This is a genomic window from Nitrosomonas sp., assembly GCF_019752415.1.
Taxonomy (GTDB): domain Bacteria; phylum Pseudomonadota; class Gammaproteobacteria; order Burkholderiales; family Nitrosomonadaceae; genus Nitrosomonas.
In genome coordinates, this window is record NZ_JAIEME010000035.1 from 26995 (window position 1) to 49771 (window position 22777).

At 45.5% G+C, this 22777-nt stretch carries 19 protein-coding genes; 10 read left to right on the forward strand and 9 right to left on the reverse strand.

Annotation, left to right across the window (positions count from 1 at the left end; genetic code table 11):
- The first annotated feature begins 263 nt into the window (after positions 1-263).
- Positions 264-1574, forward strand: a complete 1311-nt coding sequence (gene gshA / locus K2P83_RS06700; protein WP_292927550.1) for a glutamate--cysteine ligase — start codon at positions 264-266, stop codon at positions 1572-1574.
- Positions 1571-2533, forward strand: a complete 963-nt coding sequence (gene gshB, locus K2P83_RS06705) for a glutathione synthase (protein ID WP_292927552.1) — start codon at positions 1571-1573, stop codon at positions 2531-2533. The genes gshA and gshB overlap by 4 nt, the downstream gene beginning before the upstream one ends.
- A gap of 3 nt (positions 2534-2536) precedes the next feature.
- Here gshB and ftsH read toward each other — a convergent pair whose 3' ends face one another.
- Positions 2537-4357, reverse strand: a complete 1821-nt coding sequence (gene ftsH / locus K2P83_RS06710) for an ATP-dependent zinc metalloprotease FtsH (RefSeq protein WP_292927554.1) — start codon at positions 4355-4357, stop codon at positions 2537-2539.
- 383 nt (positions 4358-4740) lie between these two features.
- Here ftsH and rimP point away from each other — a divergent pair, with 383 nt between their 5' ends.
- The 5 genes from rimP (at position 4741) to truB (ending at position 10800) form a co-directional block, all read left to right on the forward strand.
- A complete protein-coding gene (gene rimP, locus K2P83_RS06715) occupies positions 4741-5169 on the forward strand; it encodes a ribosome maturation factor RimP (protein WP_363279434.1) in 429 nt (142 codons plus the stop codon).
- A 25-nt stretch (positions 5170-5194) separates the two neighbouring features.
- Positions 5195-6667, forward strand: coding sequence for a transcription termination factor NusA (gene nusA, locus K2P83_RS06720; RefSeq protein WP_292927558.1), 1473 nt, complete (start codon positions 5195-5197; stop codon positions 6665-6667).
- An 83-nt stretch (positions 6668-6750) separates the two neighbouring features.
- A complete protein-coding gene (gene infB, locus K2P83_RS06725; RefSeq protein WP_292927560.1) occupies positions 6751-9405 on the forward strand; it encodes a translation initiation factor IF-2 in 2655 nt (884 codons plus the stop codon).
- A gap of 27 nt (positions 9406-9432) precedes the next feature.
- Entirely contained in the window at positions 9433-9825 is a 393-nt protein-coding gene (gene rbfA / locus K2P83_RS06730; protein ID WP_292927562.1) for a 30S ribosome-binding factor RbfA, read from the forward strand.
- Positions 9826-9837: 12 nt separating this feature from the next.
- Entirely contained in the window at positions 9838-10800 is a 963-nt protein-coding gene (truB, locus tag K2P83_RS06735; RefSeq protein ID WP_292927564.1) for a tRNA pseudouridine(55) synthase TruB, read from the forward strand.
- Between the two features lie 368 nt (positions 10801-11168).
- On the opposite strand, the gene ubiD is transcribed toward truB, so the two are convergent.
- The 4 genes from ubiD to K2P83_RS06755 form a co-directional block, all read right to left on the reverse strand.
- Entirely contained in the window at positions 11169-12632 is a 1464-nt protein-coding gene (gene ubiD / locus K2P83_RS06740) for a 4-hydroxy-3-polyprenylbenzoate decarboxylase (RefSeq protein WP_292927566.1), read from the reverse strand.
- 11 nt (positions 12633-12643) lie between these two features.
- Complete coding sequence (ubiA, locus tag K2P83_RS06745; RefSeq protein ID WP_292927568.1) at positions 12644-13513, reverse strand: 4-hydroxybenzoate octaprenyltransferase; 870 nt, start codon at positions 13511-13513, stop codon at positions 12644-12646.
- On the reverse strand, positions 13510-14052 hold the full coding sequence (locus tag K2P83_RS06750) for a chorismate lyase (protein ID WP_292927570.1): 543 nt from the start codon (positions 14050-14052) through the stop codon (positions 13510-13512). Before K2P83_RS06750 ends, ubiA begins: the two co-directional genes overlap by 4 nt.
- Positions 14053-14258: 206 nt before the next feature.
- Entirely contained in the window at positions 14259-14381 is a 123-nt protein-coding gene (locus K2P83_RS06755; RefSeq protein WP_292927572.1) for a hypothetical protein, read from the reverse strand.
- A gap of 60 nt (positions 14382-14441) precedes the next feature.
- Between K2P83_RS06755 and K2P83_RS06760 the strand changes: the two genes are divergently transcribed.
- A complete protein-coding gene (locus K2P83_RS06760; protein WP_292927574.1) occupies positions 14442-15050 on the forward strand; it encodes a hypothetical protein in 609 nt (202 codons plus the stop codon).
- 106 nt (positions 15051-15156) lie between these two features.
- On the opposite strand, the gene K2P83_RS06765 is transcribed toward K2P83_RS06760, so the two are convergent.
- Positions 15157-16089, reverse strand: coding sequence for a bestrophin family ion channel (locus K2P83_RS06765; RefSeq protein ID WP_363279426.1), 933 nt, complete (start codon positions 16087-16089; stop codon positions 15157-15159).
- Between the two features lie 492 nt (positions 16090-16581).
- Between K2P83_RS06765 and K2P83_RS06770 the strand changes: the two genes are divergently transcribed.
- Positions 16582-17976: a calcium-binding protein gene (locus tag K2P83_RS06770; protein WP_292927576.1), complete on the forward strand. Its 1395-nt coding sequence runs from the start codon at positions 16582-16584 to the stop codon at positions 17974-17976.
- 118 nt (positions 17977-18094) lie between these two features.
- Here the strand turns inward: K2P83_RS06770 and recG are convergent, their stop codons facing one another.
- Both recG and K2P83_RS06780 read right to left on the reverse strand, forming a co-directional pair.
- Positions 18095-20134 carry an ATP-dependent DNA helicase RecG gene (recG, locus tag K2P83_RS06775; protein ID WP_292927578.1) on the reverse strand — a complete coding sequence of 680 codons (2040 nt, stop codon included), beginning with the start codon at positions 20132-20134 and terminating at the stop codon, positions 18095-18097.
- Positions 20135-20176: 42 nt separating this feature from the next.
- Positions 20177-20566: a RidA family protein gene (locus K2P83_RS06780; RefSeq protein ID WP_292927580.1), complete on the reverse strand. Its 390-nt coding sequence runs from the start codon at positions 20564-20566 to the stop codon at positions 20177-20179.
- A gap of 189 nt (positions 20567-20755) precedes the next feature.
- On the opposite strand from K2P83_RS06780, the gene murA reads away from it, so the two are divergent.
- On the forward strand, positions 20756-22009 hold the full coding sequence (murA, locus tag K2P83_RS06785; protein WP_292927582.1) for a UDP-N-acetylglucosamine 1-carboxyvinyltransferase: 1254 nt from the start codon (positions 20756-20758) through the stop codon (positions 22007-22009).
- Between the two features lie 86 nt (positions 22010-22095).
- Here the strand turns inward: murA and K2P83_RS06790 are convergent, their stop codons facing one another.
- Positions 22096-22710 carry a hypothetical protein gene (locus K2P83_RS06790; protein ID WP_292927584.1) on the reverse strand — a complete coding sequence of 205 codons (615 nt, stop codon included), beginning with the start codon at positions 22708-22710 and terminating at the stop codon, positions 22096-22098.
- Positions 22711-22777: the final 67 nt, after the last annotated feature.

Below are 22777 nucleotides of genomic sequence, written 5' to 3' on the forward strand. Positions count from 1 at the left end.
GGATATAGAAAAACCATAAGATACTTCAGGATCGGGCTCGCCACAATCTACTTAACCCGGATATTGCATGAATTGCACACGCCCCCATTTGTCTCTTGATTCCACAAGGAATTTATCTCAATCAGGTGTATGAATAACTACACCGTTTCTTCGAAAAAATCCCTTGCGAAACCAATATCATGCGTGATCATCGCGCGAATTCATGCAATATCCGGGTTAATACATAATGCTATAATGGCTCTGGATTAATACTTCATACAGAAATGCCAATACCACATCTTTCTACTGCCCTGCGCGGCCCTATCCTTGATCTTGAGAATCGCATCATTAATGCTATGCCGACCATTGAACATTGGTTAAGAACCAAATGGCGTGAACACACGGTACCTTTTTATTGTTCGGTCGACTTACGCAACAGTGGTTTTAAATTGGCACCCGTTGATACGAATTTGTTTCCGGGTGGTTTTAATAACCTTAACCCGGAATTCATTCCTCTCTGCGTACAGGCAATGATGAGCGCCATCGAAAAGATATGTCCGGATGCTCATAGCATTCTTTTGATACCAGAAAATCACACCCGCAATACCTTCTACTTGCAAAATATCGCAACATTGCAAAGTATTATGCAGCATGCTGGCTTAAATGTACGCATTGGTACTTTATTACCCGAAGTTACGATCGCGACACAAATTGATCTTCCAGACGGGCAAACCATTACCCTTGAACCCATCATACGCAAAAACAATCAATTAGGCGTCAGCAACTTTGAGCCTTGTGCTGTACTCCTTAACAATGACCTGTCAACAGGTGTTCCGGAGATACTACAAAATCTGAATCAAATTGTTATTCCGCCATTACATGCCGGCTGGGCAACACGGCGGAAATCCAATCACTTTGCCGCCTATGATCGAGTCGCACAAGAATTTGCTGATTTGATCGGGATCGACCCTTGGTTGATTAATCCCCGTTTTACTTCGTGTGGCGAAATTAACTTTCGCGAAAAACAAGGAGAAGACTGTGTGGCAAGTGCTATCGACCGAATTCTTTCAATCATTAAGAGAAAGTATCAACAGTATGATGTCAAGGAAGATCCCTTCGTCATCGTCAAAGCCGACTCCGGTACTTACGGTATGGGTATTATGACGGTAAAAGATGGCTCAGATATCTATAAGCTGAATCGCAAACAACGCAACAAAATGGCTGTAGTTAAAGAAGGATTATTGGTCTCAAATGTCTTGGTTCAGGAAGGTGTCTACACATTCGAGAGCATTAATGAAGCTGTCGCAGAACCCGTCATTTACATGATCGATCGTTTTGTTGTCGGCGGATTTTACCGAGTACACACCGGGCGTGGCATCGATGAAAACCTCAACGCTCCCGGCATGTATTTTGTTCCTCTGGCATTTGAAACCACTTGCCTAGTACCTAAAAGTGCAGCACAACCCAATTCGATTCCAAACCGATTCTATGCATACGGCGTTGTTGCGCGCCTGGCCCTGCTAGCCGCTGCGTTAGAATTGGAGCAAGATCACTCTGAAATGTCAGCGGCGCTTCCTGCTCAAACTCAAAAATGAAGCTCGCTTTTATTATTGATCAGCTGGATTCCATTAAAACCAGTAAAGACTCGAGTTTTGCAATGATTTGTGAAGCGGTTAGCAGAAACCATACGATTCATGTGCTTTATCAGCATGATATTGTACTGAACCAGAATATTGTTACAGGCTTTTCTCGCACACTGACTTTGACAGAAAATCTTCAGGATAGAGATTGGTTTAGAACCAGTGGTATTTCCGCAACGCCGCTCTATGAATTTGATGCCATAGTAATGCGCAAGGATCCCCCGTTTGATCTGGAATATGTTTACAGCACGTATCTACTGGAATTGGCTGAATCCCAAGGCGCGTTAGTAATCAACAGTCCTCGCAGTATCCGTGATCACAATGAAAAGCTGGCGATTGCCAAATTTCCGCAATTTATGGCACCCACCCTGGTAACCAGCCAACCTCATGTAATCAGAGAATTTCTTAGTAGCCATCAAGATATTATTTTAAAGCCGCTCGATGGCATGGGCGGCGCCAGTGTATTTCGTGTGCACAGTGCAGACCACAATCTCAATGTGATTCTCGAAACGCTGACCCACTATGGAACACGAACAATCATGGCGCAACGTTATATTCCTGAAATTGCTCAGGGAGACAAACGTATACTTCTCATTGCGGGAAAAGCTGTGCCCTATGCACTGGCGCGCATTCCGAAACCCGGCGAAACACGCGGCAATTTAGCCGCGGGCGGAACAGGAAGAACACAACCATTATCAGCGCGCGATCAGGAAATCGCAGAATTTCTCGGACCTGAATTAGTCAAATCAGGTTTAATGCTGGTAGGTCTGGATGTCATTGGTGATTATTTAACTGAAATTAACGTCACCAGCCCGACAGGTATGCAAGAAATAACAAAACTAACTGGATTAAACGTGGCTGGAATGATGCTGAATGCCATAGAACACCGTATCAAATACGCCCCCGTGCAGTAGCCATCAAGGCATTGCCTGAGAAATAATCGCTTGCTTGAGCTTAATAATTTCCGGCTGGTTGAGCGTTTCCGTTTTTAATAACGCTTCAGCAGTCTGATCAAGCAAAGCGCGATTGACCTGAAGTATATTGATTGCGCGCTCCAAAGCCTGATCAACTAGAACACGCACCGCAATATCGATCTTATTGGCAGTTTCTTCGCTGTAATTGCGATTCTGCGGCATCGGTATATTGGGTTGCAAGAATGCGGATTGTTCCCGCTCATAAGCCACGTTACCCAATGCCTCGCTCATGCCGTAGCGCAACACCATGGCACGGGCGATGTCCGTAGCGCGCACCAAATCATCTGCCGCACCGGTAGAAACTTCCTGAAATACCACTTGTTCTGCTGCTCGTCCGCCCAGCAATACTGCCATTTTATTGAGCAGTTCCACGCGTGTCATCAGAAAACGGTCTTCGGTAGGGCGTTGTATGGTGTAACCCAAAGCACCGACACCGCGCGGAATGATGGATACTTTGTGAATTTCATCGGTACCGGGTAATGCCAGCGCAACCATCGTATGTCCCAGCTCATGAAATGCCACCACGCGCCGCTCTTCAGGATTCAACAACCGGTTTCGTTTCTCCAGACCGGCCACGATACGCTCAATGGCGTTATTGAAATCGTCCATCGTCACCGATGCGGCTGCACGCCGTGTGGCAAGTAAAGTGGCTTCATTAATAAGATTCGCCAAATCCGCTCCGGTAAAACCCGGCGTTAAAGCGGCAATCTGTTCAATTTTGACATCCAAATTCAGTTTCACTTTTTTCGCATGCACGGTCAGAATTTGTTCTCGCCCAATCTTATCGGGGCGATCCACCAGCACTTGACGATCAAACCGGCCGGCACGCAATAATGCCGGATCAAGAATTTCCGGCCGGTTGGTTGCCGCCAGCAACACAATCCCGCTGCTGGAATCAAAACCATCCAATTCTGCCAGCAATTGGTTCAACGTTTGTTCTTTCTCATCATGCCCGCCGCCCAATCCATAAGCGCCCCGTGCGCGGCCTAGCGCATCCAGCTCATCAATGAAAATAATCGCCGGTGCCATTTGCCGCGCTTGTTCGAACAGATCACGCACTCTGGCGGCACCAACACCGACAAACATTTCAACAAATTCAGAACCGGAGATAGAGAAAAACGGCACACCGGCTTCGCCTGCCACAGCGCGTGCCAAGAGTGTTTTTCCGGTACCCGGCGGGCCCACCAGCAAAATACCCTTCGGCGCGCGCCCGCCTAAACGGCCATAATCTGCCGGATTTTTCAGAAAATTGATAATTTCCACCAATTCTTCTTTGGCTTCATCCACGCCAGCCACATCGTCAAAAGTCACCTTGGTTTCCTTTTCCACAAATACTTTCGCATGGCTTTTGCCGATCGACATCAATCCGCTGCCCATGCTACTGCCCATTCGGCGAATGACAAACAACCAGATGCCCACAAAAATCGCCGTTGGCACAATCCAGGAAAGCAAATCGCGCACCCACGTACTTTGTACCACTCCGGTATAAACCACATTGTGCTTGTCCAGCACTTCCGCCAAATCAGGCTCTACCCGTGTGGTGACAAAGTCCTTGAATCCGTCTGCATTTTTTTCTTTCAGCGTTCCAAAGATCTGATGCTCGGTAATCGCAATCTCAGCCACCCGCCCTTCCTCCAGAAAATGCATAAAGCGGCTATAGGGAATGGGTTCTACTTGCGTGTATTGCGAATACAGATTCTGTATCAACAGCAACCCCAATAGCGCGACGATGACAAACCAGAAATTAATTTGTGATTTTTTCATTGATTGGCCTCTAATAAAAGTATATGGGTAAATAGTATAGTGGGTTCGAATTTCGAACAGTAAATTAAGAAGGTACCTATCTAGTCCCATAATTAAGCGTTCTGGATTAATAATATAGTGGCGAAGTTTGCTTGTATACAAAGCCACCACCATGGTTAAGTAAATTTTACTGAGCCGACTATGATAGAAAATTCTCAATGACCGTCATACCCTCCCTATTTCTACTAACCAAACGTTCCTTCAGCACCCTAAAGGAGGAGAATAAAAATCCATTCACATAATAGGGAGCGAAGTTTATGTTTCCTATTTCATAAATCTTTGTTAAAATGCAATCGGTAGATTCGATGGGCTTTTTCAGCCCATTTTTTATTTGTGGCGGAGCTATGGCACTGGAAGAATTATTGGAATCAACTCTACAAGGTTTGGGATATGAGCTGATCGAAGTGGAACGAATAGCACACAACAAATTATTAAGAATATTCATAGATAAAGAAGGCGGCATCAATATTGATGACTGTGTAGCCATCAGCAATCATCTGAGTCGATTATTTGCAGTTGAAAACATTGATTTTGGTCGATTGGAAGTTTCGTCACCAGGATTAGATAGACCCTTACGAACAGAGGCTGATTTTCTCCGCTTTAACGGAGAAACGGTTAAATTAAAGCTGCGTGTTCCTTTAGAGGGACAAAGAAATTTTGTGGGAGTTTTACGGGAAACTAATAATGGCATAATCAAAATTGAAGTCGAAGGGAAATTGTTAGACCTTGAATTGAGTAACCTTGGAAAAGCCCGTTTGGTTCCAAAATTGTAGTATTTAAAGATTTGGCTGGAGGACTATGAGCCGCGAAATTTTACTGTTGGTCGATGCATTGGCACGTGAAAAAGCTGTTGAGAAAGAGGTTGTTTTCACAGCACTGGAGCTTGCATTAGCATCCGCCACAAAAAGACGGTTTCAGGAGGATATTGAAACACGTGTTTCAATTGACCGATTGACAGGAAGTCACCAGTCTTTCCGCCGTTGGCTGGTTGTGGAAGATGGTGCTGTGGATGACCATGCGCACCAAATATCATTGAGTGATGCCTTAACAGATGATGCAGAAATTCAGGTGGGCGACTATATTGAAAAATTACTCGAACCAATTGAATTCGGTCGTATCGGAGCACAAGCAGCGAAACAGGTAATATTTCAGAAAATACGGGATGCTGAACGTGAGCAGACATTGAATGATTTTCTTGAGAGAGAAGATTATTTGATTAACGGCACGATCAAACGGATGGAGCGTGGCAATGCGCTTATTGAATCCGGAAAAATCGAAGCTGAATTGCCGCGTGATCAGATGATACCAAAAGAAAACTTGCGCGTGGGTGACCGGGTCCGCGCTTATTTGTATAAAGTCGATCGCGCGGCCAGAGGACCACAATTAAAGCTTTCGCGCATTTCCCCTGAATTTCTGATGAAATTATTTGAGCTGGAAGTGCCTGAGATTGAGGAAGGTTTGTTGGAAATCAAAGCGGCGACGCGAGACCCCGGCTCACGTGCTAAAATTGCAGTCAAATCAAATGATCCACGCGTTGACCCCATTGGTACCTGTGTCGGCATGCGTGGATCCAGAGTACAGGCGGTTATTAGCGAACTGGCTGGTGAACGCGTTGATATCGTATTGTGGTCGGATGATCCAGCGACTTTTATTATTAATGCATTGGCACCTGCGGAAATCAGCAGCATTATGGTCGATGAAGAAAAACACAGCATGGACATCGTGGTGGATGATGATAATCTCGCACAAGCAATCGGTCGAGGCGGGCAAAATGTACGATTAGCTTCCGAACTAACAGGTTGGGAGCTAAACATCATGACGATAGAAGAATCTAAAGTTAAACATGAACAAGAATCATCGTTGATTTGCCAACTTTTCATGCAAAAACTGGATGTTGATGAAGAAATCGCTGAGATCCTTGTACAGGAAGGTTTTGTCACATTGGAAGAAGTGGCTTATGTTCCTCTCAATGAGATGTTGGAAATCGAGACATTAGACGAAGATACTGTCAATGAAATACGAAATCGAGCCCGTAATGTATTACTAACCGATGCCATAGCCAAAGAAGAAAAAGTGGAGCATAGCGCTGAAGATTTGCTTGCATTAGAAGGAATGGATATTAATATTGTCCGTGAATTGGCATCAAATGGTATTAATACGCAAGCTGATTTGGCTGATTTGGCCACTGATGACTTGGTCGAGATGACAGGTATCGATATTGAACGTGCAAATCAACTGATTATGAAAGCACGTGAACCATGGTTTACTTGATTTAAATCATCGGATGATAATAGCTAGTAATTATTTATTTTGATGAGAATCTGCTTGTAGTTTTGATTGCTGAAGGGTTATAAATGGCTCAATTGAGTGTGGAACAATTTGCTAATGAACTGGGCTTGCTGCCAGCAGTCCTGCTGGAGCAACTTAAAGCTGCTGGCGTGAATAAAGTGTTGGCGGAAGACAGTTTGACAGAGCAAGATAAAGCTCAGTTGCTTGATTATCTGAGAAAAACTCATGGAACCACTGAGGTAAAAAGTAAAGTTACCTTAACCCGCCGTCAAACTTCCGAGATCCGAAAATCGGATAGTACGGGACGGGCACGAACCATTCAGGTGGAAGTTCGAAAAAGACGTGTCCTGACACAGCCATCTTCTGGAGACTCAGAATCCGCTGCTCCAATAGCAATCAAGTCATCTGATAGCGCTAGCCAGCAACCGGTTAGAGAGCCCGTAATTGACGCAGAACAATTAGCACTGCGTAGTGAAGAAGCAAGAAAGCAAGCAGAACTGATCGCACGTCAAGTTGAGGAAATTAAACAGAAAAAAGCGCGCAAGAAAACCGAAATTACGGATGAGATAAAGCAAAAAGAAGAAGAATCGAAAGGAGTTGCTGATGAAACATCAACACTGGAAAAACAGGTATTGCCAATATCTGCAACATCCGATGATGCTGCTCAATCGCTAACTACCAAAAAACTTGAACCTGATCCGCAAACAGAAGCGCAATCACATTCCGGATCTACTGATGGAACACTGCATAAGCCTATTGTAAAACCCGAAGAAAAAGCAGACAAGAAAAAGAAGCAAGCCAAACAGCAGGTTGTTTGGAAAGATGAAAGCACCAAAAAACGCGGTGTTAAAACCCGTGGCGATCTTTCTGCCGGGCAAGGTTGGCGCACACGTAGAGACAAGCATAGCAAACCAACACATGTAGATGACCAGAATATTCATGGTTTTTCCGCACCGACAGAACCCATCGTACGTGAGATCATGGTGCCCGAAACAATTTCTGTGAGCGGACTTGCCCAGAAAATGTCAGTTAAGGCGGCTGATGTCATTAAAGTACTGATGAAAATGGGCAGCATGGTGACAATCAATCAAATGTTGGATCAAGATACCGGCATGATTGTTGTCGAAGAGATGGGGCATATTGCAAAACACGCTGAGTTGGATAATCCAGAGAACTTCCTTGTAGACCGTGAAACATCTGATGTTGAAGTGGAGTTGGCTCCACGTGCGCCTGTGGTCACTGTAATGGGACATGTCGATCACGGTAAAACTTCTTTATTGGATTACATTCGCCGTACCCGCGTTGCCGGCGGCGAAGCAGGTGGCATAACCCAGCACATCGGTGCGTATCATGTAGAAACAGATCATGGCATGATCACCTTTCTGGATACCCCGGGGCACGAAGCATTTACCGCGATGCGTGCTCGCGGCACAAAAATTACCGATATTGTCATTCTCGTAGTGGCTGCCGACGACGGCGTTATGCCCCAAACGGTTGAAGCAATTCATCATGCAAAAGCAGCAAAAATTCCTATTATCGTAGCAGTGAACAAAATAGATAAACCAGAGGCAAACGCTGAAAGAATCCGGCATGAACTGGTTGCCAACGCTGTAATTCCGGAAGATTGGGGTGGAGATACAATGTTCGTAGAAGTTTCAGCCAAGACCGGACAAGGTGTAGATTCCTTATTGGAAAGTATATTATTGCAAGCTGAAGTGTTAGAACTAAAAGCACCAGTCAACACACCTGCCAAGGGTGTTGTAATCGAATCCCGTTTGGATAAAGGTCGTGGTCCGGTAGCTACCATTCTGGTGCAATCCGGAACTCTAAAGCGTGGCGATGTCTTGTTGGCTGGCGCAGTTTTTGGCAAGGTACGGGCCATGAATGATGAAACTGGTAAGGCGATCAAACAGGCAGGTACATCTATCCCAGTTGAAATTCAAGGATTATCCGAAGTCCCTGAAGCGGGTGAATTTGTGTTTGTACTTGATGATGAACGCAAAGCCAGAGAAATTGCCTTATTCCGCCAAGGAAAATATCGCGATGTAAAATTTGCCAAACAACACGCTGCGAAACTTGAAAATGTTTTTGACCAACAAGCAGATGTTAAGGTCCTTGCTTTGATTATCAAAGCAGATGTTCAAGGCTCCTGTGAAGCATTGGCGTATGCATTGCACAAGCTTTCAACAGATGAAGTAAAAATAAATATCATTCATAGCGGCGTTGGTGCCATTATTGAATCCGATGTTAATTTATCCCTGGCATCAAAAGCCGTTATTATTGGCTTTAACGTCCGTGCAGATGCCAGCGCACGTAAGTTAATCGCATCGAGTGGTGTTGATGTGCGTTACTACAACATCATTTATGAAGCGGTGGATGAAATTAAAGCTGCGCTATCTGGAATGATGTCGCCGGATCGTAAGGAAAGCATACAAGGTTTAGTTGAAATTCGTGAGATTTATCGAATTCCTAAGGTCGGCATCGTGGCAGGATGTTATGTATCAGAAGGCATCGTTAAAAGAAATTCATTAATTCGAGTATTACGCGATGGCCTGGTCATACATAGTTGTGAATTGGACTCATTGAAGCGCTTTAAGGATGATGCCAAGGAAGTCAGGGAAGGTTTTGAGTGTGGATTGTCTCTAAAAAACTATAATGATATTCAGGTGGGAGATCAATTGGAAGCTTATGAAATTGTTGAAACAGCGCGATTTCTATAGTTGAAGCTTTAATCAACCCAACTTCCTATGCCCAAAGACTATTCCCGCACATTACGTATTGCGGACCAGATACAGCGAGAATTAGCCGATCTGCTACAACATGAAATCAAAGACCCGCGTGTCGGGCAAATCACACTGACTGCTGTCGAAGTAACACGTGATTATAGCCATGCCAAAGTTTTTTACACCACATTAGGCAGCAAAGAAGAAAATTTCTTAGTGGAAAAAGGCTTGGAACACGCGAAAGGTTTCTTACGCTCGAACTTATCGCACCGGATGAAACTAAGAATTGTCCCGCAATTACATTTTATTTATGACGAATCCGTTGAACGCGGTGTTCGACTGTCAAAACTGATCGATGAAGCGATAGCCCAAGAACAAACATCGCATCAAACAGATTCAGATTCCGAAAAATCATAATATAAAGCCTGCATGTTGCATGCTGAAATTTCCCCGCGCAAACCTGCCAAACGCACTATTAACGGTGTTCTCTTATTAGATAAGCCCTACGGTATTTCATCCAGCAAAGCGGTGCAAATCGTAAAACGAGTATTCTCAGCGGCCAAATGCGGTCATACCGGCACACTGGATCCCATGGCAACTGGATTACTACCCCTTTGCCTGGGGGAAGCGACTAAATTTTCCTCAGTATTATTAGGTGCCAATAAAACCTATGAGGCTACCTTACAGCTTGGTTTTCTAAGCACAACAGGCGATGCAGAAGGCGAAATCACCCAACTCACGACCAATGCTGGAAACCCAACCCTGTCACAGTGTGAGCAAGTCCTTCAGCGCTTCATCGGAAAAATCATGCAAGTCCCCCCCATGTACAGTGCGCTCAAGCATCAAGGAAAACCCTTATATGTTTATGCAAGAAATGGCAAAAACATTGAACGCCCAGCGCGTGAAATCGTCATCCATGCGATACAAATCAAATCACTATCCAACGATGTGCTGCAGTTAATTATTCACTGCGGCACTGGCACCTATATTCGAACTTTGGCGGAAGATATTGGCAGTGCACTCGGATGTGGCGGCGCTTATCTGACTCAATTACGACGCACTGCTATCGATCGTTTTGATTTATCGCAGACGCAAACTTTATCCGCATTGGAAGCGATGAATGCCGATGAGCCAGATGCGTGTTTGCTGCCCATTGATTACTTATTACAAGAATTCCCAGCAGTCATTCTGGATGAACAGACAGCGCTGCATATCGTGCAGGGGAAAATCGTCGCCAGCCCATCCGATATCAGCCATATGCTAGAAGGTAATTCCGTGCGTTTATATGATCACCAGCAACAATTCTTAGGGCTCGGTGAAATTACCAGTGAGCAAAAAATAGCCGCGAAACGCATGTTGGCAAGTTCTCAGTTGCTTAAAGCAGTTGTGTAATGAGCTCTTTTATAAAATAACACTCTCACCCTACTTCCCCCGCGCGTTCCTTCATTTGAATTTCAGATTCATGGATATTGCGTATCGTTATCTTGTGCGAAACATAAAATAGATCGCACCCATCGTGCACAGTGCAGCCCACAGATAATCCATTTTAACGGTTCTTTTAAATAAAACAGCGCATGGTCAGCAGCAAGATGGTTTACCAAATTTCGCGCATAGCATTAACAGGCCGTTGAAAAACTATCTGTGTTGCCGCTGCGGTGTTAAAAACAGGCTCAAAATGCTCATTTATTAAGCATAAACTGCGCTTTTTCGCCTGTTTTTGCCTTGCATCGGCTGCCTCGAATACGTTTTTCAATAGCCTGTTAAATGCCTAGGCTCTGCCAAATGGCATCGACTCGTTTTCTAACCGTATCGTCCATCGTAATCGGCGTCCCCCACTCCCGGTTCGTCTCGCCCGGAAATTTATTGGTTGCATCCAGCCCCATCTTGCCACCCAATCCTGAGATCGGGCTGGCAAAGTCCAGGTAATCGATCGGCGTGCTCTCAACAAGCAGCGTATCGCGTACCGGATCAACTCGGGTGGTGATCGCCCAGATCACTTCTTTCCAGTCGCGCACGTTGATATCGTCGTCAGTGACGATAATGAATTTGGTGTACATGAATTGACGCAAAAAACTCCAGATGCCGAACATCACACGCTTGCTATGCCCGGCATACTGCTTTTTCATGCTCACTACTGCCATACGGTATGAGCAGCCTTCCGGTGGCAGGTAAAAATCAGTGATTTCCGGGAATTGCTTTTGTAGCAGCGGCACGAATACTTCATTCAACGCCACGCCAAGAATCGCGGGTTCATCCGGCGGTTTACCAGTATAAGTAGAATGATAAATCGGGTTGCGCCGCATGGTAATGCGATCGATGGTGAATACCGGGAAAGTTTCCTGCTCATTATAGTAACCGGTATGATCACCATAGGGGCCTTCCAACGCGGTTTCACCGGGATGAATCGCACCTTCCAGAACTATTTCTGCGCTTGCAGGGACTTGCAGGTCATTGCCGATACATTTGATCACCTCCGTTTTGGCGCCACGCAACAAACCGGCAAACTGGTATTCGCTCAACGTATCCGGCACCGGCGTCACAGCACCCAAAATGGTCGCCGGATCAGCACCTAAAGCAACCGCCAGCGGATAGGGTTTGCCGGGATTGGACAAACTAAACTCACGAAAATCCAGAGCCCCGCCGCGGTGCGCCAGCCAGCGCATGATGACTTTATTAGGGCCGATAACCTGCTGGCGGTAAATGCCTAAATTCTGCCGGGTTTTATTAGGCCCTCGAGTCACCGTCAGACCCCAGGTGATGAGTGGCGCGACATCGCCCGGCCAGCAGGTTTGAATCGGTATTCGGCTTAGATCGACATCGTTGCCTTCCCAAACAATCTCCTGGCACGGTGCACTGCTCAACACCTTCGGTGCCATATTCAATACTTGTTTCAATACCGGCAATTTATCCCAAGCATCCTTTAATCCCTTCGGCGGATCAGGTTCTTTCAGATAAGCCAGTAATTTACCGACTTCACGCAGTGCCTCGACCGATTCCTGTCCCATTCCCAATGCCACCCGCTTCGGCGTTCCGAACAAATTACCCAATACCGGCATGGTATGCCCCTTGGGATGTTCAAAGAGCACCGCCGGACCTTGTGCTTTCAGGATGCGATCGCAGATTTCCGTCATTTCCAATGCGGGATCGATCTCTGTTTGAATACGTTTGAGTTCACCCATTGCTTCCAGTTGCCTTATGAAATCCCTGAGATCTTTATATTGCATGGATTGAATCCTTAATGCGGATAGATGAAGAAATCGAGTGCAATCCCGGCAAACACCACCATCCCCACCCAATTATTATGCAGGAATGCCTTAAAACAAAGCGCCCGATCGCGGTTACGGATCAGCGTATATTGATAGATGATGAGTCCCGTTGCCCCCATCAACCCGGCGTAATAAGCCAGATTCATCTGCTGCAACTGCCCGATAATTAGCATGATCGCGATAAAACAGGCATGACACACCATCACGCCCAGCACATCAAAACGCCCAAAAGTAATTGCAGAAGTTTGGATACCGATTTTCAAATCGTCCGGCTTATCGACAATAGCATACGCCGTATCATACGCAATCACCCAAAACAGATTGGCCAGCATCAAAATCCAGATGATCGGCGGCAAATTATCAGTTTGCGCGGCAAAAGCCATCGGGATACCAAAACTGAATGCAATCCCCAGATAGGCCTGCGGCATGGCGAAAAATCGCTTGGTAAACGGATACGTTCCGGCCAGGAATAATGCGGGTACCGAGAGCAGAATGGTCAATTGATTCAAAGGCAGAATCAGCAGGAATGCAGATAAACTCAATCCGGCCGCCAGTAACAAAGCTTCTTTGGAACTGATCCGACCAGCCGCCATCGGACGATTCTTGGTACGCTCGACATGCGGGTCGATTTTACGGTCGGCGTAGTCATTGATGACACAACCCGCCGAGCGCATCAGTATCGTGCCCAGAACAAAAATGATTAAAATTTGCCAATCAGGCAATCCCTGCGCGGCAAACCACAAGCCCCATAACATCGGCCACAACAACAGTAGAATGCCAATCGGTTTATCGAGCCGCATCAATTGCGCGTACGTTTGAATTCGATCTGCCATGTTCATAACGGTAAATCCAGAATTGCCGGTAAAAATACTTCAGTCACTAAAATCGATTGTCCGTGCAACGTAAACAATGAGCGCCGCGCCCACAGATTCGCCGGTTTCTCTGGCAAACGAGTACAAGCGCGATCATAAAGAAAATGGCCGCGACTGACTTTTTTAAACTCTAGCGGTGTGCGCTTGATTCTTGGATTGGTAAACAAAACCGTGCCCAACGATTTATTGCCCAGCCCGCTCAGACCCCGCCATGCACCGCGTAAATTCTTGTGTGCCACCACCGAGTGTGCAAACACCACCGGCGTATCACCACAATACAGATACACTTCGCGCACCATGGCTAATTCATTAGCACGCAACCCCATCACATCCAATTCATCCCCGTAAACCCTACTCAGCGACTGAAATACGCGTTTTACGCAAAATTGATCACAGCGGTCCTGTATGCGGCGCGTCAAAGACCCGCGATCCTGTAACCAGTTGCGTTGGTGATACGAAACGGATGTTAACGCAGAATACCAGGCCAGCGGATGCGCTTTGATCATCGCGAAAAAGCTAAAAAATGGGATGGTTGCATGCTTGGAATTCTTAAACTGAGATCCGGCAAGGTTATTTTGGGAATTGATGGAACGCGATTATACAACAGTCTCAAAGCGAGAATTGCAAAAGCCAGTCAATAGAAATCAGTTCGTGTACCGTATTACCTATTACTGTATATGACCAAAGCAAGCAAGGCTGCAGGGTTGCCGATTTACCCGGAGCTAACTGCCAGATTAATGTCTCCAATCGCAATGGATAGCCTAACGTTCCACACATCGTATCCATGATAAACTTTGGAAGCCGCATCAATAGTGATGTGTGTATTTTTATACAATGGTTTATCCTAATAATTCAATTCAATACAATAGAAGCATATGAAAAACATAGCATCATCATGCTATTAATTGCGATGCCTTTGCTTTTGATTGGCTGTGCACACGACACTGATCGCCAAAAGGATAAACAAAAAGCTGCTTTCAAACGAAGCTTAGAAGAAAATACCCATCAATGCAGAAAGAGCATCGAGACGGCAGAGCTCTCAAATGTTAAAAGCAAAATTCTCTGGGTATCCGGACTTAGCGAACCCACTACAGCAATGCAATCTGACGAGAATTTTATCCAGGAGAAAGAAAAACCAGAAATCGAGATGCTCTTTAAAATTATTGATTTCTGCCAGAATATTTATCGCAGCACTATTACTTTATTTATAAATACTGAATACGGCGATCAGTTCAAAAAACACCTGTATGCAAAAAATAGTAACCTGAGCGATCTCAATGATGGCATGATCGCCTACGGTACCTATAATCGCCAAGAAACTGAGTTAGGCAAACAGTTAATCAGGGATTTACAATTTCTGGATGAACGATACCGATCCCAGGCCATGCGGCAACGTACATTGGAGCCACCCGTAGATTTTCAGCGGTCTTCTAATTTCTTGCCTTCTATATTTACGCAATACCTACTCCTTGAGCTTATCGCAGGGGCGCTGCTTATTTTGTAAACTGCTCCTAATCACGAACACAGCATTGACACACCGCTCTGGCGCACATCCACTTCATCTGGTTGAATTTGCTAGTTAATTACACGCCCATGATTATTTGCTGTCCTTACAGCAAAATATCATTCTCAGGTTTAAGCGCCTCTGGACGATCCGGATCACCGATCAGTTCCAGCAAATTAATTTCAATATTTCTCGAAATCGCAGTCAGCGGCAGGTCATTAGGTTGCAAGCCAAACGGATTCTCAATTTCATCGCCGATGGCATCCAGCTCAAAAAAAGCATAGGAAATCAACAGTACAACAACCGGTGTCAACACGCCGGTTGTTTCAACCAATCCAAACGGCAGAGCAAGACAGTAGGAAGCCACAATGCGGTGAATCAATACGGAATAGCTGAAAGGTATCGGGGTGTTTTTAATTCGTTCGCAAGCACCAAGGATATTGGTCAATTCATTGAGCTGAGCATCCATAAACGGAAAACTACGTTCACTCAACCAGCGCCGATCTCGTGCGACAGCCAGATCTCGCCCTAATAGCTGTAGAATCGCAAGCGGCCGGTGTTTGGATTCAACAACACTGGTCCAATCTTCGGATGGTAGAAATTTTTTAATTTCCTCTGCAGTTTCTTCATTCCGCAAGTGACAGCGCAATGCATGCACATATGCAATTAAACGTTTGACAAGAACTTCCCGGAAATGCTGCAATTCCTCGGCATCATGGGAAGAATCGATCACAAAGCAAGCCTGCCGTGTCAGGTTGCGTGACGTATTAACCAACGCCCCCCAGAGTTTGCGTCCTTCCCAGAATTTGTCGTAGGAGGCGTTGTTACGAAAACCGAGAAAAATACCTAATGCAACACCGATCAAAGTAAACGGCGTTGTCGTAAGCGTATATTCTTGGATGTGGTAATACAGTTCGACGTAAGTAACGATAATCGCGACAACTGTCACCGCGAGAATCCGCGGCCAAGTTTCCATAAAACTGCTGCCCCTGAAGTGAAACAGCAAGCGCACCCATGAAACTTTATCCTTAACAATCACAGCAGTAATAATTCCTTATCTGGTTCATCTTTGTGACATCAATCTGGCTATCAGTATTCCCGCAGGAAACGCAGAACCTAAAGTACGACAGCGCATTATTCATGAAGTTATTCAGGTGGGGGATCGATTGTACCAAATATTTGCAATAGATAAATAGCGCTTCAGATAATATAGACTCTGTCAATAGTAAAAATGTACTGTATAATAAAGTTGATATATCACTGTTAGAAAAACGATTTTTACATTAATGTAGCACAGCAATCGCGTTGCTGTGTAATTTAAAATAATAATCGGTATATTATTAATACTAGAAAGTGGATTCTGAATTTTGTATTCAAATATGCTGTTTGACGATTTGGATTCATGACCCAAGAACTAAAAGTAATTAAGACTTATTTGGCCAAGTCATTATTTATAAGTTTATTTATTTTCATGGAAATGCACAGAAGATTAGTTAGAACGTAATATTAATTAAATTTAAGGAGATTCAAAATGGCAAATATCAATGGTACAGTTGGAGCAGATACAATCACTCCAGGTTTTGTTTCACCGGGCGTTGTCGGTGGTCTACCAACCTTCGCTAACGACACGATTAACGGTTTTGCTGGCGATGATACTATTAATAGTGGTGGTGGCAATGATTTAGTATTCGGTGGCAACGACAATGACAATATCAATGGGGGTTCGGGTAATGACACTCTCAATGGTGGTGCAGGTAATGACACCATCAACGGCGCTGATGGCGATGATCTTATCAATGGTGACGGCGGCAACGACACTCTGAACGGTGGCAATGGCAATGACACTATCAATGGGGGTGCAGGCATTGACATTCTCAATGGTGGTGCAGGCACTGATCAGTTATCGGGTGGTGACGGAAACGACAATATTACTTCCGATGGAGACGGTGGAACTTATAACGGAGATGCGGGCAATGACATCCTATTTTCAGGTATTGGCGGTGAAACCATGGACGGTGGAACTGGAATTGATACCATTGATCACCGTGCCTATAATGGAAACTATATTTTCAATATGGCAACCGGGCTGACAAACTTTGTTGGTGAACTCTACACTAATTTTGAGAAAGTCCGCATGGGCAATGGTAATGACACCGTTACCGGCAATGCGGCTGACAACACGATCTTCGGCGGGGGGGGCGATGATACGCTGACCGGTGGTGCCGGTGTTGACACAATCAATGGCGAGGATGGAAACGACACGATTACTTCCGATGGCGATGGTGGAACCTATAATGGGGGGGCCGGTAATGATTTCATGAAATCATCAAGTTTCGGCTTTGAAACCATGATTGGCGGAACCGGGTTTGATGCGATTGATCATCGCGCCTTTAATGGAAACTATGTTTTCAATATGGCAACCGGACTAACAAACTTTGCCGGTGAAAGTTTCACAGGTTTCGAGAGCGCCTTTATGGGCAGTGGCAATGACACCGTCACCGGCAATTCCGCTAGTAACACAATCCAAGGAGGTCAGGGTGATGACACCCTGAACGGTGGCGCCGGTAACGATATCGTTGATGGTGAAATCGGCAATGACATTCTTATTGCTGGAGCGGGTCAAGATACGCTGCTGGGTGGATTTGGCGCAGATACATTCGATTTTAACTCAGTGACTGACAGCTCAGTCGTAGCGCCGGATGTAATTGGTGATTTCAACTGGAATAGTGAAGGCGACATAATTGATCTTTCAAGCATTGATGCGGATGTTACTGTGGCTGGAAATCAAGCATTTACGCTTGCGCAACTAACATTTAACAGTGGTGCGGAAACATTATACGCGGATGTGACTGGTGGAGCAGATCTCTTAATAAACTTGCCTTTTATAGAAGTTGGTTTTGTAACTAACACTAATATAATTCTGTAAACAACCAACAGCCCCGTGGTAAGACCTCTACGGGGAATCGTCAGTGAAGCTGTACAAACTCAACCTTTGGCGCTTTATCAATCGCGCCAAAGGTTTGATAACACATCAGCGCACGTGATCATACGCGCAAATATTCTGTCTTATCACCCAACCAGCGCGCGATATGCCGCTGTGCAAACTCCACATAATTATTTAACATCTCATCTGCCGTGGCTTGTGCCGCTAAAAGTAATTCGCCGTCTTGCTCCAAATCGGCAAAACGCAACATCGGCACCCCACTCTGACGTGCGCCAAGAAACTCGCCGGGCCCTCTCAACTGTAAATCCTGGCGGGCAATTTCAAATCCATCCGTGTGTTCAAAAATGATTTTGAGGCGCTTACGGGCAATTTCTGATAAAGGCTGTTGAAATAGTAGAATACAAATACTGGCCTCCGATCCTCGCCCGACACGGCCGCGCAACTGATGTAACTGTGACAACCCCATGCGCTCGGCATTTTCAATCACCATTAGCGATGCATTCGGCACATCCACACCCACCTCGATGACTGTGGTGGCGACCAGCAATTGAATCTCTCCTCGCTTAAAGGATGCCATTACCGTTGTTTTTTCCTGCGTCGATAAGCGCCCATGCACCAAACCGACACTCAAATCTGGGAATTCTTTGCTCAAACTTTCATACGTTTCCATCGCCGTTTGCAGCTGCAAGGTTTCTGATTCTTCAATTAATGGGCATACCCAATATACTTGTTTGCCTTGCTGGCAGGCATGCTGAATGCGTGCGATGATTTCGTCACGGCGATTGTCGGCGATTAATTTGGTTACGATCGGCGCCCTACCCGGGGGCAGCTCATCAATGACCGACACATCCAGATCGGCAAAATAACTCATCGATAGCGTACGCGGAATCGGTGTGGCGCTCATCATTAATTGATGCGGCACCGTATTGGATAGCGAGCCTTTCATGCGTAGCGCCAGGCGTTGATGTACGCCAAATCGGTGCTGCTCATCAATGATCGCCAGTCCCAATTGATGAAATGTCACTTGATCTTGAAACAAAGCATGCGTCCCTACCGCAAGCTGCGCCGTACCCAACGCGATATCATCCAACGCCGCTTGCTTTTGTTTCTTCTTCTGGCTGCCGGACAACCAGACAACTCTTATCCCTAATGGATTAAACCAAGCCGATAATTTCTGGAAATGCTGTTCGGCTAGGATTTCGGTCGGTGCCATCAGTGCCGCCTGAAAACCATTCTCTATGGCCTGCAAGGCAGCCAATGCCGCCACGATTGTTTTGCCGCTGCCGACATCGCCTTGCAATAAGCGCTGCATGGGATGGGCGGCAGCCAGATCTCGGCTGATTTCAACGGATACTTTGATTTGTGCTGTGGTCAGTTCAAACCCAAGCTGCTTGAGAAGCAATTTTTCCAGCTTGTGCTTTTGCATTAGCACCGGAGCGGAGTGGCTGCGCCGCTGCCGGTAGTGCAAGCGCATGGATAATTGCTGCGCCAATAACTCATCAAACTTAATACGCCGCCATGCCGGATGTGTGCGTGCTTGCAAAGCTTCTACCGATACATCGGGGGGCGGATTATGCAAGCACATCACACTCTCCTTTAAACCTGTCAGCCGGTGTTTTTGAATGATTTTTTCAGGCAAAGTCTCAGTCAAAGCCTGCGTCTTTTGTACATCTTGCAAAACTTTCCCGATCAACTTACCTAAAATCTTCTGTGTCAGGCCCGCCGTAATGGGATAAATTGGTGTCATCGATTCTGCCAGAGACTCGCCTTCACGAACAATGCGGCATTTGGGATGCACCATTTCCGCACCGAAGAAACCGCTGCGAATCTCGCCCAACAGCCTCACGCGTTTCCCCACTGCATAGGTTTTTATCTGACTGCCATAGAAATTCAGAAAACGCATGACCAAGATGCCGCTGTTGTCTTCAACCTGGCAAACCAGTTGCCGTCTGGGACGAATCACCACTTCGGTATGAATAATCACGCCCTCGACCTGCACCACTTGTCCTGATGGCGCATCACTGATTGGAAACAGATGCGTTTCATCTTCATAACGAATCGGCAGGTGCAGTAACAAGTCCAGTTCACTGCAAATACCTAAACGGGATAATTTTTCCTGTACATTAGCACTAACAGTCATTGCGAGGTTAGGCAATATTGAATCCGCCGATTGACTCAATATCTAGTGCTGTATAACCATCACCGCATCCATTTCCACCAACGCACCCCGTGGCAACGCTTTGACACCGACTGCTGCACGTGCGGGGTAAGGCTGAGTAAAATAACCGGCCATGATTTCATTCACCAATGCAAAATTATCCAAGTCCGTCAGAAATATATTTAATTTCACAATGTCACTTAAACTACCGCCACTGGCTGTTGCCACAGCTTTCAGGTTTAAAAATACCTGCTGAATTTGTGCATCAATTCCACTGACCATCTGCATGCTTACCGCGTCCAACCCAATCTGACCGGATAAATAAACCGTATCACCGCCACTAACTCGAACTGCCTGTGAATAGGTACCGATTGCTTGCGGCGCATCTGCGGTTTGGATGATTTGCTTACTCATTTTTTCTCCTGATGAATTTATTGAATACTTTTTTGTTATAGTAGGTACTACTGAACAAAGCCTTCAACGCTTTATTACGCTATGATGCAGTGAACTTGAGCGCATTTCAACCGGATAATTCCTGTTTGTCTGCATAGCCTCCACTCGGACAAGCATTTTATTAAAACTTTTATTTGAATCTTTTATGCAATGCAAAAACTGATTATCCAGGGTGGCATACCACTGCATGGCGAAATTACCATCTCAGGTGCAAAGAATGCTGCATTGCCTGTTTTGTGTGCCGCGCTTTTAACCCAAGAATCCTTAAAAATAAGCAATGTCCCGGCTTTGCAAGACATTACCACCATGTTGTCATTGCTCAAACAAATGGGAACCAGCATCACAACACAAAGTGAATCTGAAGTCGTGCTATCAGCCGCCGAATTGACCAATCTAGTCGCGCCGTATGAAATGGTTAAAACTATGCGTGCATCAATTCTGGTGCTTGGTCCATTATTGGCCCGCGCCGGAGAAGCTAACATTTCGTTACCCGGTGGCTGTGCGATAGGGTTACGACCGGTTGATCAGCATATCAAAGGGTTGCAAGCTATGGGCGCGGAAATCAGTATCAAACATGGATACATTCATGCCGTGGCGAAAAAACTGCATGGTGCACGCATTGTATTTGATATTGTCACCGTCACTGGAACAGAAAATTTAATGATGGCGGCAACCTTGGCGGATGGCACGACCACTCTTGAGAATGCGGCACGAGAACCGGAAATCGTCGATCTCGCCAATTGCTTGAACGCAATGGGCGCAAAAATTCAGGGCGCTGGCAGTGACATCATAACAATTGAAGGTGTGTCATTGCTCCATGGTGCAGAACATACTGTAATGCCCGATCGAATCGAAACGGGAACTTTTTTAGTTGCAGCCACAGCTGCTGGCGGCGAAATTCTTTTAAAAAACACTTATTCCCACTTACTTGATGCAGTACTGGATAAACTGACTGAAGCTGGTGCCCACATTGATTCAAGTCAGAACTGGATTCATCTGAAAATGTCCGTAAAACCCAAATCGGTTAATTTACGCACAGCGCCCTACCCCGCCTTTCCAACCGACATGCAAGCACAATTCATGTCCTTAAATTGTATCGCCAACGGAACGGCTATCATCACTGAGACTATTTTTGAGAACCGGCTAATGCACGTACAGGAGTTAAAACGCATGAATGCCAATATTGAAGTGGAAGGTAATGCTGCCATTATCTATGGTCTCACCCAATTGGATGGCACTCATGTTATGGCTACCGATTTACGCGCATCGGCTAGTCTGGTGATCGCTGGATTGATTGCACAGGGTGAAACAGTGATTGATCGTATCTACCACTTAGATCGTGGTTATGCGAATATCGAAGGAAAATTATCCGCATTGGGTGCTCAAATCCGTCGAACGAGCTAGAAAAACCAAAAAGGCCTTTGCGGTTAAACAAAGGCCTTTTAATTTACAGCATTAACTCATTGACCGTAGCGACCGGTCATAATCCATTAAAATTTCGGCTGTTTGTAGCTCACAACGACGGTAGCAATTTTCTTATTTAATCCCATTACTGGAACAACCAGGATTTTTTTACCGTCGACATCGGACTTAACGGTTACTTTCTGGAGATTAAGAATTTCCTTCGGAAATAATTCCACCCCTTTTGTTTCTTCCAGCCGTTTATCCGTTGAAACCAACAATTGGCCATCATCACCAATCAATACAACCCTTTCTGTATCTTTCATTTTGACGATTTCACTTAAGTATTGATCAATTTGATCAATATTATGACGAATCAACTCACCCCGCACTGCCCAGGACAAAACCTGGCCAAAGCGTTCCTCTTCTTTCATATATTGCTGATCAGCGTATGCGCGGGCTTGCTGTGTAATCAACACGCGCTCACCCTCAAGTTTCTTGGCCATATCAGATTCCACTTTACTCACTGCGATGGTTTTCCAAAGAAAAATTACCACAATGACGCCGACGAGCATCACAGCATACTTAGCAGGAAACTGCATGGTAGGAATTTTAGCCAAGATCTCAAATTTGGCGCTTAACATTGAAAAAAAAGTATTAACTGCGGATTGTTCATCTTGATTTTGTTTGTTCCGATCCGTCATGGATAACTCCTTGTGTATTTATGGGTAGTAGGGGAAAGCTCGAATTATCCACTAATCCTTAAGGAAG

Excerpts from the sequence above, each read along its gene's own strand:
- gshA (WP_292927550.1), top strand. The coding sequence starts at position 264 with ATGCCAATACCACATCTTTCTACTGCCCTGCGCGGCCCTATCCTTGAT.
- gshB (WP_292927552.1), top strand. The coding sequence starts at position 1,571 with ATGAAGCTCGCTTTTATTATTGATCAGCTGGATTCCATTAAAACCAGT.
- ftsH (WP_292927554.1), bottom strand. The coding sequence starts at position 4,357 with ATGAAAAAATCACAAATTAATTTCTGGTTTGTCATCGTCGCGCTATTG.
- rimP (WP_363279434.1), top strand. The coding sequence starts at position 4,741 with ATGGCACTGGAAGAATTATTGGAATCAACTCTACAAGGTTTGGGATAT.
- nusA (WP_292927558.1), top strand. The coding sequence starts at position 5,195 with ATGAGCCGCGAAATTTTACTGTTGGTCGATGCATTGGCACGTGAAAAA.
- infB (WP_292927560.1), top strand. The coding sequence starts at position 6,751 with ATGGCTCAATTGAGTGTGGAACAATTTGCTAATGAACTGGGCTTGCTG.
- rbfA (WP_292927562.1), top strand. The coding sequence starts at position 9,433 with ATGCCCAAAGACTATTCCCGCACATTACGTATTGCGGACCAGATACAG.
- truB (WP_292927564.1), top strand. The coding sequence starts at position 9,838 with ATGTTGCATGCTGAAATTTCCCCGCGCAAACCTGCCAAACGCACTATT.
- ubiD (WP_292927566.1), bottom strand. The coding sequence starts at position 12,632 with ATGCAATATAAAGATCTCAGGGATTTCATAAGGCAACTGGAAGCAATG.
- ubiA (WP_292927568.1), bottom strand. The coding sequence starts at position 13,513 with ATGAACATGGCAGATCGAATTCAAACGTACGCGCAATTGATGCGGCTC.
- K2P83_RS06750 (WP_292927570.1), bottom strand. The coding sequence starts at position 14,052 with ATGATCAAAGCGCATCCGCTGGCCTGGTATTCTGCGTTAACATCCGTT.
- K2P83_RS06760 (WP_292927574.1), top strand. The coding sequence starts at position 14,442 with ATGCTATTAATTGCGATGCCTTTGCTTTTGATTGGCTGTGCACACGAC.
- K2P83_RS06770 (WP_292927576.1), top strand. The coding sequence starts at position 16,582 with ATGGCAAATATCAATGGTACAGTTGGAGCAGATACAATCACTCCAGGT.
- recG (WP_292927578.1), bottom strand. The coding sequence starts at position 20,134 with ATGACTGTTAGTGCTAATGTACAGGAAAAATTATCCCGTTTAGGTATT.
- K2P83_RS06780 (WP_292927580.1), bottom strand. The coding sequence starts at position 20,566 with ATGAGTAAGCAAATCATCCAAACCGCAGATGCGCCGCAAGCAATCGGT.
- murA (WP_292927582.1), top strand. The coding sequence starts at position 20,756 with ATGCAAAAACTGATTATCCAGGGTGGCATACCACTGCATGGCGAAATT.
- K2P83_RS06790 (WP_292927584.1), bottom strand. The coding sequence starts at position 22,710 with ATGACGGATCGGAACAAACAAAATCAAGATGAACAATCCGCAGTTAAT.